A 16,142-nucleotide genomic window follows, 5' to 3' on the forward strand; every position below is an offset into this window, starting at 1 on the left:
GTTCATCTGCCCCAGCACGTCGGTCTTGCCATCGAAGCGGCCGGCCGCGACGTACTGGCCGTTGGCGAACGCGTACTGCTCGGTGCGCAGGCGCTCGGCATCATCCTGCTCGAACACACCGTTCTTGAACGTGCCCTCGGTGCGGCGCAGGATGTTGCCCTCCGCATCCATCGTGAAATACCGCAGCCGGTCATCGACCTTACCACCCGGCGTGTTCTCGCGCACCGACAGCAGCTTGCCCCAGGCATCGTAGGTGCTGGTGCTGTTGCTGGTTTTGAAGTCCTTGTGCGTGCTGGTGCCGATGACCTGCTGGGTGAGGTAGGTCTCCGCACCCTGGTAGGTGTAGCGGTAGGTGTGGGTGTAGCCCTAAAGAATCGAGCTATTTCTCACTGCAGCGACCAACATTTCAAACGCCCCTCTGCTTCTATTCTTGAAATCAAAGAATCCGAAATGTCAGTTTTCGCACCATCGCCTTGCGGAATTGAAGGTTCGACCATCAATTCAAAGTCATTTGTTTTTTCCTCCCTGAGATCATTCTCTGGAGCGGGAACTCCAAGCAATGCATAGCGGAGACCATCACGCTCAACCACATATGCAGGAAATTCACAATACCGTCCCATGGTGTCTTCGACAAAAATTAAACCACCAAGGACACTACCTAATATTTCCGCTGTCGCGGGCAAATCACCTACCGGCTCTATGCCAACATGTGCAAACTTTTTCATAGAAAAACTCATCATGGCTGGGGCTTAAGAAAGAAAATTTGCGCATCAGGTTTGGCCTGAAGACGCATAATCTCTTGCTGAGTGTATATGCGGAACGTAAACGGTTCTTCGCGAAGGCCTTTAAATGCGGGATTCTGGCGAAGGGAATTATCAATCGAATTCTGAACGCCTGCAACCCCATCAATCTCGGCCCCACTGCGAAAACGCACTCTACTCCCGAATTGGGAAGCCAGCTTGTCGCTCACAATAAAAGCATCAACGTCAAAGTCGCCAGGATTGAATGGCTTTCCGCCCTTGTGCTCACCTTTGAATCCGCGAGCCAAGCTTCCACGGAAGCCAACCAAAGCGTCCGCGTCCAACTTCGAAATAGTCTGGAGATGAGAATCGACTATCTCACCCAGACTACCGACGATACCTTCTCGTGTGACTGCACTTTCCACAACCCTACCAAACCTAACCCCAACACTGCCAGCCTGCGATCGCCCAAGCCCGCTGGCACCAATGTCATCAATCATCACGCCATAGTTGCCGTATCGGTTCATGGCCTTGCCGACCAGCAAGCCGCCGGCAAACTCTCCACCCAAATTCGCGAGAGGACGGTAATCGTTGTCCACAATCGCTGCACCGGCCCCGTTGCCAATCGCGGTGCCCAGACCCACGGTTGCGGCGTACAGCGGATTGTGATCCAGCGCGAACTGGTCCCACGTCTGGCCTGAGCGTTCGTAGTCACGCGACATGCCGCTGTTCATCTCAGGCAGCCAATAGTCACCCTCTTCTCTAAAGAGGTTTGTGGTCACTGCTGCTGCAGCCAGTACCATGTCGCCCACCCGCAGCGGCGTATCGGCAACTTCGCGCCCAACCCCTACAAATGCATTGCCGACGCCCTCAACGAAGGAACCTGCAACTTCCCACCCGCTGATGCTGTTGGGCTCGACCGGAATGGTCTCCCGATTGACCGGCATCGGCGCCACCGGCTGTGCAGTCGCAGGCGCCATGCGTGCGGCGTTGATCGCACCGATATCCAGCGCGTTGCTGCGTTGGAATGCTCCTACGTCAATGGCATTGCTACGGCGACGGTCGGCACGGATGTTCTCCACCGTCTGTGCACCGACCGCAGGCATCAACGCTTGGTCACGGAGTTGCTGATCGCTTGCGCGGATCTCGTTACTGTAGGTAGTGCTGCGTGTGGCCCGCACTTCAACAGTATCCAGCGTTAAATCACCATTACGGTCTCTGACATATCTACCAGGTGCTCCTCCTCCGCTGTTAGATGCGGTTGCGGTGTCAGCATCGAACAAGCCAGTGCTAGGTGTCTGTGTCAGCGAGTTGACCAGCACATTGCTGAAAGCGTCGACTGCCAGATCGGTGTACCTGCCAGCGGCGGCTGCCGTCGGCCTTGCGAGCGTTGTCGGCCCACACCGAGACCACCCGCCCGGCCGCATCCACCTGCTTGAAGGTCAGGGTGCCATCGGCATCGGAGCCGAACGTTTGCCGGCCCCAGGCGTCGTACACGATGGATTCACCGCAGGGGTCTCGGGGCAGCGCCCTGGCCCAAACAAAAAACGCCCGCGCAAGGCGGGCGCTTCTATGACGATGCTTCCCCTGGCGTTACTTCGCCGCAAACAACTGGTAGAACTCCTTGTTCTCCCAGTCATCGTTGAACGCAGCGATGATTTTTTCTAGAGGCCTGCCATTGGCCTTAGGGTTTTCCATTGCGTGAAGCTCAGCTTCCGCCCACCGCCGTACTTCTGGCCATCGCAATTTGTGCATAAGAACCGCGACAGGCTCATCACTCAGCTTTCCACTGGAAAACAATGAGGTGATCAAAGCCACTATTTGTGGGCGCTTGTGCTCTGCATGGCTGATGATTTCCAAGCACCGCACATAGCTAGGCTCCGCTTTTTCAAACGAATATTCCGTATCCAGCACCTTCTCAGCCTTGAGAAGCTCACCTTCAAGCACATCCAGATTTGTCACGACGATTCCTCGCTGATAAGCGTTCATCACCAATTCCGATACTTAAATTTGCCCGCCGCATCCAAGCCGATGCTATTGAAAGCATTCTCTGCTGTTGGCTGCAGGGTCGGACCAAAAGGCCGATAGTGGCCTGAAGAGTTATCGATCCACTTAATGTTGCCGTTGTACAACTGAACTTCGCCGGCCGCTTGAACGTCAGCACCGCCGGTCAGACTAGTGTGCCCGCTCCTGCCCACGACCAGCGAACCGTCCTCTATGACCACGTAGTTGAAGTTACCACTGACTCCAGAGAGTCGATCCTTCGGTACAAACTTGGGGTCTCCAATGGGATCGTTCGGAAACTTGTTGCTAAACAGCACAACATCCTGCTCAGCAGCAGTTACAGCCGGATTGATGCCTGTCGTGTTTGGAACACCCAGATCCTCCCACGAATTAATCCGCGAAGACAAGCCGCCCACGGTCCCTCTCGCCTCAGTCAGCGCACCCAACCGCGAGACCGGTGCCGCCATTCCGACCAGCATGCTGCCGCCGGCCAGGAGCCGCTGCTCATCGGACATGTTCATCCAGCCGTTTGCAGCGCCTCGTATCGTCTCGCCAGGGTGTGTGACCGCATGCGCAGCGCCAAGAATCGCTTGCTTGCGCATCTGCGTGTTGGTCGCGAGACGTACGCCACTCGTGACACCTTCGGTCAGCGCTCCTGCAAGACTCACTACCGCATACGTGCCAGCACCAACTGCGGCCATTGCCGCATTCGGCGCATTGAGGGTGTAGTCCTTGATATCGGCAATCTTGTCCTGCATACCTTCATTGAGCGACCACGGCACCGCATCGATCGCATTGGCAGGGTCAGTGATGGAGAGCACTGACGATTCTTTGCCGTAGATCCATTCCTGCAATTCGTGATTGGCAGACACCCAATCTGCGTACGGTGCATTGACCGATGGCAACAGCACAGGCATGGATATCCCTTGTACTGCCAACCCACGGTTGTATTCCAAGGTATCGAGGATCAGCTGATTGCCGGTGACGTCATCGATGTCGGCATTTGCCGGAACGTAATAGCCAACCGGCCGGCCCTCTGCATCCACTGACTTGGTTGGCAGAAGGCCGCTGCGCTCCCGGACCATACGTTGCATCGCCTCGATTTCCACCAGACCGGCACCAGCGCCTGCTGGGCTGCTTGCAGCCCCATTGCCGTAAAGCCAATCGGCCCGATAATCTGGATCATAGAACGTTGCGCCACTACCACTATCAACGCCACTTGATGCGGTTAGCGCAGAACTGCTGCTTTGCTGCACTCGCGCAGCCTGATCACGCTGCATCAACGAGCCCATCAGCGCATTGCCGAACGCATCAATGGAGACATCGCGATAGTCCACTGCTCCACCAATCAGTCCCTGCCGCACATGCGCGCTGACAACACCGCCCGTAATTCCGGAAACGATGGCCTGCCCGTACTTCATCGTGTCCACACCAATGGACCGCGCAATCGTCGGCGCCAGTTGCTGCGTGATACCCGCAGTCACCGCGCTAGCTGCCACGCTGCGCCAACTGAAGCTCGCCTCGTTACCGACCAATCGATTCGCAAGGTAGTTACTGACATTGCCGACTGCTGCCGTGCTCATCGCACCGACGACGGGGCCCACACTCGCGGACACGGCGGTGCTGAAGCCGGCAGTTGCCGCGCTCGCGATGGAACTTGCCGCCACATTGCGCCAACTGAAACTCGTCTGGCCCATCGCGCTGCCAACGCCCTGACTGGCGATTGATCCTGCTGCACCCGCAACAGCGTAGGTAGCAGCTGAGGCAGCAACTGCACCTGCAGTACTGGATGCCGCGCTGAACGCCGCAGCGAAGTAGCCGCTCGTCGCTCCTGCAGTGAAGTACGTCACCACCACGGCCACAACCACCATGATGATCATCCCCAACGTGCCGCACCCCGCTTCCGGCGGCTTGGGGATGTATGGCAGCGATGGCGTGGTCGAGCCGATCGCCTCGCTGGCATTGAACGGCTTGAACGTACTCGCGTCGTTGGTATTGGCCTTGACGTCCGGCACGTTCAACGTCGCACCGGCCACCAGGCCGCTGTCGTCGTCGATGGCGTTGGCTTCGGCCAGCACGTACCACAGGTTGCTGTTGCCGTAGAGACGTTGCGCCAGCCCGCGCAGCGTGTCGCCGGCCTGCACGGTCACCTTGTAGGTGCCCACATCGGTGCTGGCGTAGGCGCTCATCTGCCCCAGCACGTCGGTCTTGCCGTCGAAGCGGCCGGCCGCCACGTATTGCCCGTTGGCGAACGCATATTGCTCGGTGCGCAGGCGCGCGGCATCGTCCTGGGTGAACTTGCCGCCCTCGAACGTGCCCTCGGTGCGACGCAGGATGTTGCCCTCCGCATCCATCGTGAAATACCGCAGCCGGTCATCGACCTTGCCGCCGGGCGTGTTCTCGCGCACCGACAGCAGCTTGCCCCAGGCATCGTAGGTGCTGGTGCTGTTGCTGGTCTTGAAGGTGGCGTTGGTGCTGGTGCCCACCACCTGCTTGGTCAGGTAGGTCTCCGCGCCCTGGTAGGTGTAGCGGTAGGTGTGGGTGTAGCCCTCCGGCGTGGTCATGCCACTGCCTTGCTCGTTGCGTACCAGCGAGTAGCGATACCCGCGCAGGCGCCCGGCCGCGTCGTAGCCGGTGGCCGCGGTGCCGTCCTGGTAATTGACCACGCTGAGCAGCTGCAGCCCTTCCAGGCCGTCGTCGGGCATCGGCAGCGGGTTGCCTTCCTCGTCCACCGGCTGATACACCCCGCCCATCGGGATGCCGTAGGCGGTCTGGCTGATCAGCCGGCCATCGGCATCGTAGCTGCTGACATCGATGCGCTTGGCAGAGCCGTCATCGGCGTATTGACGCCGCTCCAGCAAGCGCCCGGAGGCATCGTAGCGGCTGGTCTCCAGCAGGCGGGTGACGTTGTCCGGCAGGGTCTGCATGATGCGCACCACCCGGCCCTGGTCGTCGTAGAACACCTGCTGGCGCTTGAGCACCCCGTTGTCGAAGGACTGGCGCAAGGTGACCTTGCCGTCCCTGTCGTAGCTTTGCAGCGAGCTGGTGTCGTCGTTGGTGATGACGATCTGGCCGTTCTGCAACACGCCATTGCTGACCGTGGCGCGGTTTTCCTTGTCGTAGTCGAACCAGTACGCCTTGTCGACCGGCAACTCGTCGATCCCGCTCCGCACCGGCGTATACGTCCACTGGAACTCGTCCACCCACAGCGGGTCGCCGCCGGCGCGCTTATTGGCGCTGGCAGCGATGGACATGAAGGCTGCCCCTGGCGGCGCCGTGGCGGTGACCGAGGACTTGTGCCAGGCACCGCCGGAGCCGCTGTCCACCACGTTGCCGCCGGACCACGATAGATCTTCGCCGCCGGGCAGCATGTTGCCGTCGATGTCGAACCAGACGATCAGCACCCGCGCCGACGCATCGCCGGCGCTGGAGGCGCCCTGCTGCACCATCACGCTGGCGCTGACTTCCTGCCCGGGGACCACCGCAACGCGCTCGCGATTGAGGATGCTCTGGGGGCCTTTGTTGGAGCCGTTGAACTGGGCGCTGTAGCTGCCGGTATAGGCATCGCCGCCAGCGCCTTCCTGACCGATCGTCCAGCCTTCGTCCAGATGCCAGTTGCTGCTGCCTTGCTCCATCCCGGCATTGAGCGGAGCCGGGTTGGGAACGGGACCGATGGTCCATTGGAAGTCGTCCATCCACAGCGAGTTGGAACTGACGCGCTTGTTGGCGTTGCCGGCGATGGCCATGTAGGCCGCGCCGGGGGGCACGGTCGTGGTCAGCTCGGACTTGCCCCAGTTACCCTTCGAACCGCTGTCGACCACATTGCCGCTGGTCCAGGAACGGCCTTCGCCGCCGGTGAGCATATTGCCCGCGGCGTCGTACCAGATGATCAGCACGCACGCAGACGCCTTGCCGGCGCTGGAAGCACCTTGCTGCACCATTGCACTGGCGGTGACGGTCTGCCCTGGGACGACGGCGACCCGCTTGTTGTTGGTGATGCTCTGCGGCCCCTTGTTGGAGCCCTTGAACTCGGCGCCCCAGGTGCCAGTGTTCGCCGCACCACCTGCGCCGCGCTGACTGATCACCCAGCCTTCGCCCGACGTCCAGCCTCGGTTGCCCTCCTCGAAGCTCGCATTGGACGGCTGCTCGCCCGCGGGGTTGAACGCACTGCCCATCTCGACCAGGCGGCGATTACCGACCGCATCATAGGAATAGCGCACGTCCAGCAGACGGCGCTGCGCCACCAGGTCGTCCTGGATCACCCGCTCGATGCGGTTGTGGGCGTCGTAGCTGGTGCGCGTGGCGACCCGCAAAAACTGGTTGTTGGCGTCGTAACTGGCGGTTTCTTCCAGCGTGCGGTTGCCGTTAGCGTCATACTCGTAATAGGTAATGTTGGTCCGTCGCCCGCCACCATCAGAATCGAACGAGCTGCTCGGCTCTTCGATACGCGCGACCAAACCGTCGGCGTTGTAGAAATAATTCCGCTGACTTTCGACATAGCTTGGCGCTGGCGGCGTTGGGTCGCCGGGATCGCTCGGCTCACCTGGCTCGTGTTCCATCTGAGTCGAGCTTTCTAGTGCTCTGAGCAAGCCGCCCGGTCGCTCGCTGATGGAGACAGAGAGCAGCTGGCCCGAGCTCCAATCATACGTGTAGTCATAATCCAGACCACTCAGGTCGTTGTGGTCGATGACGCGGTTGAAGGCGTCGTAGGTCCAGGTCTTTTCGTCGAAGAAGACCTGCTGGCCATCGCGATCGATCTTCCAGTCGCGACCTTCCACCGCAGTGGCGTGGCGCGCGCCCGCCAAGGCATTGCGCTCCAGGATCTTGTTGCCGCGCAAATCATAGGCGTACTCCATCACCACGCCGGTGGCGCTCTCGGAGCGGATCATCCGGCCCTGGCTGTCGTAGCACGCCTTGGTCACCTTGCCGTTGCTGTCGATGCTGACCAGGCGATTGCCATCCTGGTCCAGCACGTAGCTCTCCACCTGCTGCCAGCTACGCTGCCCGTCGGCCTTGTTGCCGTTGTCGGCCCATACCGAGACGACCCGACCGGCAGCATCCACCTGCTTGAAGGTCAAGGTGCCGTCCGCATCAGACGATAGTGTCTGACGGCCCAGTGCGTCGTAGCGGTACCGCTTGATGCCGCCGGTGGCGTCCTCCTCGCTCAGCAGTCGGCCACGGATGTCGTACTGGTAACGACGGCCATTGCCGTTGGCATCTCGCGTGCCCACCAGCTGCCCCATCGCATCGTAGAACCAGCGCATCACCGGACGCTCATACGTCGTCACGCCGCTAGCGGAGACCACCTTGACTTCCGGCGCCGTCTGCGAGATCAGCTGGTTGGTGTCGTTGTAGGCAAAGTCGGTCCTGTTGCCCTTGGCATCGATGACCCAGGTCTGGTTGCCCCAGCGGTCGTACCCATGGCGCGTCACCACATCTTGCGAGATACCGGCAGTCCACGGACCCAACTGCGTGCGTGTGATGACGCGACCAAGAAGATCCAGGTCAAGCGACGTCTCTACATATCGGCCAGCCTGCGACATCCAGTCGGAATTGCCAACATAATGCGATTCGGAAATCTGTCGGTTACCCGCATCGTATCTAAAATTACGTCGCACACCATCGGCGTTGGAAAAGGTGACATTGCCGCGCTCGTCGTAATCGTACTCGATCGAATAATCGACTTCGGATCCGCCGAGGAAGTCTTTGACCGTGATCTCGCCGAAGGCGTTATAGATCACCCGTTCGCTGGCCTCCACCACCTCGCCCAGGCTTTGGCCCCCCGCAAAGCTCTCACGGATTGACTGCTTGCTGAGCTGCTGCCCCTGGTTGTCGTAACTGTAGCGCGTGCTGAGCCACGCCCACTCACCTAGCTCGGCTGCCGCCTGCCAGGTGTAGTTGAACCTGCCGCTTTCCGACTGCGAAAACGTTGCATAGCTGACCCTGCGACGCTCTTCCAGAACGCGGTCGGCGGCATCGAACGTCCGCGTCAACTCGTTGCCGAGTACATCGCGCTGCCAGATATTGCGCCCCTGCCAGTCGTAGCGAAACGTCTGGGTGACCCAACCGGCGCCATCGGCGCCGCTGGATTGTTCCACCAGATTGCCGAATGCGTCGTAACGCATGGTCGTGGTCGGAAGGACGTCTTGATACAGCTTGGCGTCATCGATCCCGGAGACGTCACCGCTCGCTAACAACCCGGACGCTGCGGCACTGACAGCGCCGCGCACAGCTTCTCGCGTCAGCACCATGCGCCCTAGCGCGTCGTAGGCCATATTGACGATCTGATCTTTGATGCGCGACTGGGTGAGGCGACCTTCAGCGTCATAGCTGTAGGTATTGGTCAGCGGGCCGACACTCGCGACCCCGAACCTGTCCTGCGCACGGCGCGTTACCGTTTCTGATGTTTTGCGCCCCAAGGCGTCATAAATGTAGGTGGTGCTGCGATCCCTGTCGGACGGATCGACAGCAGGAATTTTTTCGGCCTCGTCCTCGGGGACCGGGTTGGCATATTCGGTCTGTTTGGAAAGTTGACCGGTGGCGGTGTATTCGTAGGTGGTGACATATCCCTCCGGATCCGTCCGCCGGATCTCGCGGCCATTCGCGTCATACGCGTGGTACGTCAGTGCGTACTTGCCATAGCCGAGATCGGTGTAGTTTCCCCAGTAGTTCCGATCGAGCAGAACCGCTTCTTTCGTCAGATTCCCAAACGCATCGTAGTAGAACGTCGTGCGCGAGGTAGCGCTCCAATCCAGGTCTTGCTCCACCGGCTCTTGGCCCCAGTACGTTGCCTGCACCTGGTCAGATGCTCTTGCCAACGCTGGCACAATCAGATTCATCGTGCCGACGCTGGATTTGCGGCCAGCACGATCATAGAACGTGTAAACCGTTCGATCGCTGGATGAGCCAATCCATTGCAGGTAGCGATCGATCGTTTCCGGATTCTCAGCAGGGCTGTCGGTGGACATGTCCGCCTTGTACGCGTACCGCGTCAATCGCGACTGTTCACCAAAGGCGTTGTACCCATAACCGGTGACATAGCCTTCCGCATCCACATCATAGGTCAGTCGTCCCTCGGGATTGTAGGCCTTGTAACTGTACTTGCCACGCACATCCTTCTGCATGACCGCATTGCCGAACGCGTCATAGGTGACTTCGACGGTTGCGCGCTCGCCGGATGCGACCAGCTGACCTGTGGCATCCAGACGACCGGCATCGGGAAAGATGGTACGGATCTGATTGCCGCGATTATCGTATTCGTAGCTGGTGACACGAGGACGACCACCGTCGGCATCCTCGATCATCGAGGTGACATTGCCCTGCCCGTCGTAGGTATAGCGCGTGACGAGGCTTCGCTGCGTACTGGTCACGACGCCGGATGCATCGGCCGTTGCGACCGTAACGGCTGGACTGAACTGCGCGGTTTTGTTGCCTGCAGCGTCGTAGGTGTAATTCCAGACCGCACCATTGCGGTCCTGATGGCGAATCATACGGCCCGCGCCGTCATAACCGAAGGAGTCGACCTTCCCCAAGCGATCTGTCTGAGAGATTACACGGCCAGCAGCATCGTAACGGAACGATTCGCCTTGGTAACTGGTGGCATTACCTACACTTGCCTCAACCTCGGCCAATGTCGCCGGGGCAGAAGACAGCAACGTTGCGTAGCTACGTTTGTCGATCACGCGCCCCATCGCATCGTACTTCTGCTCCGTCACAGCACCGCTTTCATCGATCGCAAAGCGTTGCCGGCCCGCCGCATCATAATAGTAGCTGCGAGTACGGCTGAGGATTTGCCTGTTTTCGTATTGGGCGGCCTCAGCCAATTTGTCTTTCAGCAGATTCGGGGAATCAGCCCACCAGTTTCCAAGGATCGGCACGCCCGCGTCGCCCGGTGCAAAAATACCCAATCCGTATACCGTCTCGGACGACAGTTCACCAGTTGCGGTGTACACGTATTCTTTTACCGAAAGCTTAGAGCTGTTTCGATAACTATCTCTATCGCTGACGATATACTCGCTGATCGTCTGGACCTCGTAGATGATCCGGCCAGCACTGTCGCGGATATAGCCGACTTCGCGATAGCCATCATCTAGATTTTTCGCCAGACCAAGAGTCGACTGCGTAGAGTTGGTGCCTAGATCGTCTGCTTCATATCCACCACGATCGAGCCGTTGCCGTACGCTTTGATAATTGTCTTGATCTGTGGATTGGTCAAGATCGATTCTTTGCGCATAGTCCCTGCGACCCGAGAGCAGCCCGGATCGGTTATAGAAGAATTCCGTGACCGCGCCGGAGCCGTCCACAGTCGCCGCGACGGCACCACTGGCGTAATACGCTTTCCACTCGACAGAATCGCGCCAGTCCAGTTCCACCTCAACACCGTCTGTGCTCGATTCACCACTCTCGAGTGCCTGTCTCTTGGTGCTATCGAGTGCGATCGGCCATATATGCCTGATTGTCTTTACTTGGCGTCCCTTTGCATCGTACGCATACGAAACCGTTGCACCCGCGCCATCGATCGTAAGCGACACCTGGCCGTCGGCATTGAAAACGACGTACTGTTGTTGATCGCGCGCATCGTTACGCGCAATCAAAGCCTGCAGCTGCGCGCTTGTCGCCTGAAGCGTGGTGTTGCTGAGCGCGACCGGCTGAGCGTACGTCCTCGTCGCCACGACGCGGCCTGCTGCATCGTAATGATGTTCGGTCACAGCGCCGATGCCATCGATCTGGAACCGTAGACGATTAGCTTCGTCGTAGGTGTAGCGCGTCAGACTGCCGCTGGCGTCCTGACGCGCGACAAGATTGCCGTTGGCATCGTAGGTATAGCTCGTTGTCAACGCGAGCTTGGTCGGGTCGACAACCTCTCTGACGCGCCTTCCGGCCGCGTCGTATGTATAGAGCGTGGTCCGTGCAGCCGTGGTGCCTACGCCCTCGACGATTGAGACTTGCCGACCAAGCTCATCCCACGCGTAAGTGGTCTTGATCGCAAGTCCGCTAGGGTCGAGGGTCGATTCGATCAACTGGCCAGACAGATCGTAGCGGAAGTCAGTGATCACCCCCCTGGCATCCACCACGCGAAGCTGACGCCCGAGCGCATCATACGTATAACGGGTCGAAGGGCTGCTCGGCAGGATCTCGACCGCACCGGTTTCTGGGTTGTAGCTCCAGTTTGGTTGGATGCTTGCGGTCTGCCTGCCCGCGTCATCGTAGACGTAGTTGAAGCGTTGCCCGGTCTCGTCGCTGGAGATCAGTCGTCCGGCATCGTCATACTGACGATTCTTATTGACCGCACCATCTCTCCAGGAAACCAGCCTGCCATTTGCGTCGTACGTATAACTCGCCGGCTTGGCTCCTTCCACTTGCCGCAGCTCGCCGAACTTGGTGTAACGCGATCGAGTCACCACACCCAGCGCAGAGGTGGTCTGCACTTCTAGTTCCGTATCGTCGTAGCTGAAACGTGCGGTGTTTCCGGTTGCGTCGGTGATTTCCAGCGCGCGCGCGAATGCGTCATAACGGGTGACCGTGATCTCGTCACGCCCCTCAACACGGCGCGAGGTTTGAATGAGCCGGCCATTATTGTCGTAGGCGAAGGTGCTGATGCCTCCGCGCGCATCGGTCTGGCTGACCGAGCGCCCGAATGCGTCGTAACGTGTGCTTTGGGTCAGGTTGAGCCGTCGCGTGCCTGCATCCTGCACGGTCTGCAACTGCAAGCCGCGACGATCGTAGCTATAGGTCGTGACCGTGCCACGCGGGGTACCGGCGGCACGTTCGACCCGTTCGAGCTGGCCAAATATGTTGTAAGCCTGAAGTGTACGAACGCCGAGCGTGTCAGTCATCGTGATGACCTGCCCGTTCGCGTTGTAGGTGAATTGCTGGCGAGCATCGTTTGCGGCGTTGAACGACAATGTGCCGATCGCATCCTGCAGGCTCTGACGGCTGTCGGGCACCGACAGCTGCAGGCGGCCTACATAGCGGATCTGTTCGGTCTGATCACCAAATGCGTTGTAACGCCACTCAGTGATTTCGGCTTGCGCATTCTTGACGCCTTCTGCGCTGGACATGCCCTGTGCGGTGTAGCGCAGGCGCCCTTCGGCGTCATGGATGAACCAGGTCGCCACTCCGTTGGGATTAGTACTGCGGCTCATTCGACCCAACGCGTCGTACTCGTAGTGCGTTGCGTAACGGGCGATCAACTCCTGGCGTTCCTGATCCGTCTTCGCCTGGAGCAATTTTTCCGACCCGACACCGTCGAGTTCGGAGACAATCTCGCCGAATGCGTTGTAGAAACGCTTGTTTTCCCGGATATCGACCGTTTCCCGGCCCCACTCGTCTTTATGACGGTCTTCTCTGACGGTCTGCGCCAGACGACCCGCCGTGTCGTACGTGTAACGTGTCACCAGCCCACTAGTGGAGATCTCAGTTTCCAGCTGGCCCAGCCAATTGAACTGCCGACGCTGTTGCCGATAGGCGGCCTCATCGGCCACCTCCGCGACCTGCTGGCGAATAACTGTCCAACTGCCTTCGCGCGCCGCAGCCTGCACTTGCTTGTAGTAAGACAAGGTCGCTCGGCTGTTGCCGGCCTCGTCGAACACGTATTCGGTGACGTAGCCTTCCGGATCGAGTTGGCCGATCAAGTTACCGCGGCCATCGTAGAAAAGGCGCGTGGTCTGGTCTGCGTCTGCTGCATTTGGACGCAACTGCTGTAGCGTGCCGGAAGCCCGCAGGCTGGCCGTTGTGGCGGTTGCGTATGCAGTCGTGCGAACCAGACGCCCTGCCTTGTCGTAGCCACGCTCGACCAGAAAGCCTTCTGCGTCCAGCGTGCCCGTTAGCAAGCCAGAGGCATCGTAGAAATTACGCGAGACCCGCGCGATGGTGCCGGTGCCGATGGTCGTGGTGACCAGGCGCCCGGCACCGTCGTACGTGTAGCGGGTGACGGTGCCCACTGCGCTGGTTTCGGTAAGAACACGGCCAGCATCGTCGTAGCTGCGAAGGGTAACGCGGTCGTTAGCGCTATCGAGTTTTAAACCGATTTGGGATACCAATGTCGGGACAACCTGGGCATCGATCAGCCAGCTGGACGTCGTAACGCGATTGGCATACGCGGTTGTGGCGATCACCCGGTCCGCACCATCGTAGCTGTAGCCGATGACCGTACCCGTGGCATCGACCTGCGCCGCCAGCCGGCCCTTTTCGTCGTAAAACTGATAGACGCGCCCACCTAGCGCATCTTCGGATGCGCGCAGCAAGCCGGCAGCGTCATAGATGTAGCGTTGCGTGCGTGCAGCACCGACGGCTGTCGGATCGTCCAACGTTGTGGTGGTCGTGCGCCCGGCGCTGTCGCGCACCTGGATTTGGGTTGCTCCGGCAGTCTGTGCGATGGCAATGCGCCCCAGGCTGTCCAGGTACTGGTAGGTGGTGGTACGCACGGGCACCGGGGTGCCCGGGACGAGAGGAGGATCAACTGGATCCGTAGGATCAACCGGATCTGCGGGGTCTGCGGGATCTGTCGGATCTGTCGGATCTGTCGGATCTGTCGGGTCTGTCGGGTCTGTCGGAACAGGCGAGTCGAGGGGTACGCCTTGACTCTGCACGGTGCCCAGCAGCCGGCCCATGCCATCGTAGGAGTAGTCCACGATTTCGCTCAGCATCGGTGCTTCCACAGTGCCGCGCACGGTAGCCTTGCGCAGCAACAACCCCTGGCCGTCGTAGGTGGACCACGTGGTCAGCGTGGCCTCATCGCGCATGCCCACGCCGTTGGCATCGACCTGGGCGAAGGCAACCGTCAGCGCTAGGCGTCCATTCGGATCGTAGCTGTATTCCACCAGGCCGCTGTCTGCGAGCAATGGCGCCGACCAGGCCTGCAGCGCCGCCTCGGTGTACGCCGTGCCGACGTAGCTTGCATTGGCAAAACTGCGCCGGCTTGCCAGTTGGCCTACGCCTGTGCCGCTGCTTGCGTAGTCCAGAGAGCTCACACGGCCTTCGGCATCGACGATGAAACGCAGCCGATCCTGACTGTCGTAGACGTAACGCGTGCGCAGCGCGCCCGCTACTGGGGGCTCTGCGGTGCTGAAATTGGTGGCGCCGGCAAGGTAACGCGTTTCCGAAAGCACCTGGTTCTGCGCCGAATAAGCGCGAATCGTGACTTCGCCGGCCTTGTTGGTTTCGCGCAGCACATTGCCGCTGGCATCATAGATATAGGTGACCTGCGTCAGTACAGCACTGCCGCGTGCTTGCTTGGTCGAGGTGAGGTTGCCTGCAGCGTCATAGGTGTAGCTGGTGACATCACGCTGGCCGCTCACTGGCGGAGCAAGCACCTCCAGCAGTTGGCCCGCCGTATCGAAGCGGTAGCTCCAGCTGCGCCCCGCTGCATCGGTGATATCGGTCTGGCGCTGATCGGTGGCATAGGTCAGGGTATAGGCCTGCGCTTGAGCGCCTTCGCCATATGCCACGCTGGCCAAACGGCCATCGCTTTGATAGCTGTAACGGGTCACCACCCCGTCACTCTGGCGTACTGAGGCGATCCTCAGGCTGGTCGCATCGACATAGCTGTATTCGGTCCGGAACAAGTGGCCGTCGTTGGCCGCCCGGTCCGCGGTGTTCCAGAGGTTGTCGCTGTCGTCCTGCGGCGTCAGGTCGGTGACCACGGCAGTCAAACGGCCCTGGGTGTCGTACTCGTAGCCGACTTGATGCTGGATGACACCCGCCTGCCGGGTACCAACCAATGCAAGGCGACCTTGAGCATCATAGGAAAACACGATCGCATCGCCATTCGCGCTGCCATCAACCTGGACGACCGCGGCAACGCGGCCATCGATGGTGTAGGTCACATCAAAGGCTGCCGAGGCACCTCCGTCCGTGGTTCCTGCAACGATCTTGAGCAACCGCCCCTGCGCGGTGGCGTCGGCATGATCGGCGAACAGTTCCTGGCGACGCGTACTACCTTCGGTAAGGGTCCAGGTCTTGGACTCGGCATCCCAGGACAGCGTGTCGTGTGCGCCCGCTCCGGCGGTAGATACATACCTGTGGGTGGTCGTGTCGTATTGGAACTCGGTGGTGCTGCCGTCGCCCTGTTGCAACCGTGCGCGCGAACCGGCGGTATTAAGTGTGCCGATCAGGCTGATCTTGCGCTCGAAGCCCGTCAGCCAGCCATCGGCACCCACATCGGAGAGCTGCCCCAGGCTGTTGTAGGTGCGATTCAATCCAACCGACAGGCCACGGAAGTTTAGGTGCTCGTCGGCCGCCTGCAGCACAAGATTGCCCTGAGCCACATTGACGTATTGCCGGTCGCGTCCCTGACCCAGCGAGGCGGTACCACCGGTTGTCGCCCCGAGGGCAGCAAGAGAACTGTCGAACAGTCCCAGTCCATTGCCCGTAAACACTGCCACCATGCCCTTAGCT

6 protein-coding genes are annotated in these 16,142 nt (G+C 60.0%); all 6 read right to left on the minus strand.

The window, feature by feature from the left end; all coding sequences use genetic code 11:
* Positions 1 to 225 (minus strand): hypothetical protein (locus XpruCFBP8353_RS19730; RefSeq protein ID WP_133125681.1); only part of this gene is annotated, 225 nt, incomplete at its 3' end.
* A 161-nt stretch (positions 226 to 386) separates the two neighbouring features.
* Positions 387 to 740: a hypothetical protein gene (locus XpruCFBP8353_RS23535; protein ID WP_133126108.1), complete on the minus strand. Its 354-nt coding sequence runs from the start codon at positions 738 to 740 to the stop codon at positions 387 to 389.
* Positions 737 to 2,023, minus strand: a complete 1,287-nt coding sequence (locus XpruCFBP8353_RS19735) for a hypothetical protein (protein WP_133125683.1) — start codon at positions 2,021 to 2,023, stop codon at positions 737 to 739. The genes XpruCFBP8353_RS23535 and XpruCFBP8353_RS19735 overlap by 4 nt, the downstream gene beginning before the upstream one ends.
* A gap of 7 nt (positions 2,024 to 2,030) precedes the next feature.
* Positions 2,031 to 2,237 carry a hypothetical protein gene (locus XpruCFBP8353_RS19740; protein ID WP_101364753.1) on the minus strand — a complete coding sequence of 69 codons (207 nt, stop codon included), beginning with the start codon at positions 2,235 to 2,237 and terminating at the stop codon, positions 2,031 to 2,033.
* A gap of 96 nt (positions 2,238 to 2,333) precedes the next feature.
* Positions 2,334 to 2,729 (minus strand): hypothetical protein, encoded by a 396-nt coding sequence (locus XpruCFBP8353_RS19745; RefSeq protein WP_101364754.1) that lies wholly within the window; start codon positions 2,727 to 2,729, stop codon positions 2,334 to 2,336.
* Positions 2,729 to 16,132, minus strand: coding sequence for a LysM peptidoglycan-binding domain-containing protein (locus XpruCFBP8353_RS19750; protein WP_101364755.1), 13,404 nt, complete (start codon positions 16,130 to 16,132; stop codon positions 2,729 to 2,731). Before XpruCFBP8353_RS19750 ends, XpruCFBP8353_RS19745 begins: the two co-directional genes overlap by 1 nt.
* Between the last annotated feature and the right edge of the window lie 10 nt (positions 16,133 to 16,142).

Source organism: Xanthomonas prunicola, assembly GCF_002846205.1.
GTDB classification, from domain to species: domain Bacteria; phylum Pseudomonadota; class Gammaproteobacteria; order Xanthomonadales; family Xanthomonadaceae; genus Xanthomonas; species Xanthomonas prunicola.

What these genes read in the sequence shown, in the direction of transcription:
- XpruCFBP8353_RS23535 (WP_133126108.1), bottom strand. Translation starts at nt 740, where the DNA reads ATGATGAGTTTTTCTATGAAAAAGTTTGCACATGTTGGCATAGAGCCG.
- XpruCFBP8353_RS19745 (WP_101364754.1), bottom strand. Translation starts at nt 2,729, where the DNA reads ATGAACGCTTATCAGCGAGGAATCGTCGTGACAAATCTGGATGTGCTT.
- XpruCFBP8353_RS19750 (WP_101364755.1), bottom strand. Translation starts at nt 16,132, where the DNA reads ATGGTGGCAGTGTTTACGGGCAATGGACTGGGACTGTTCGACAGTTCT.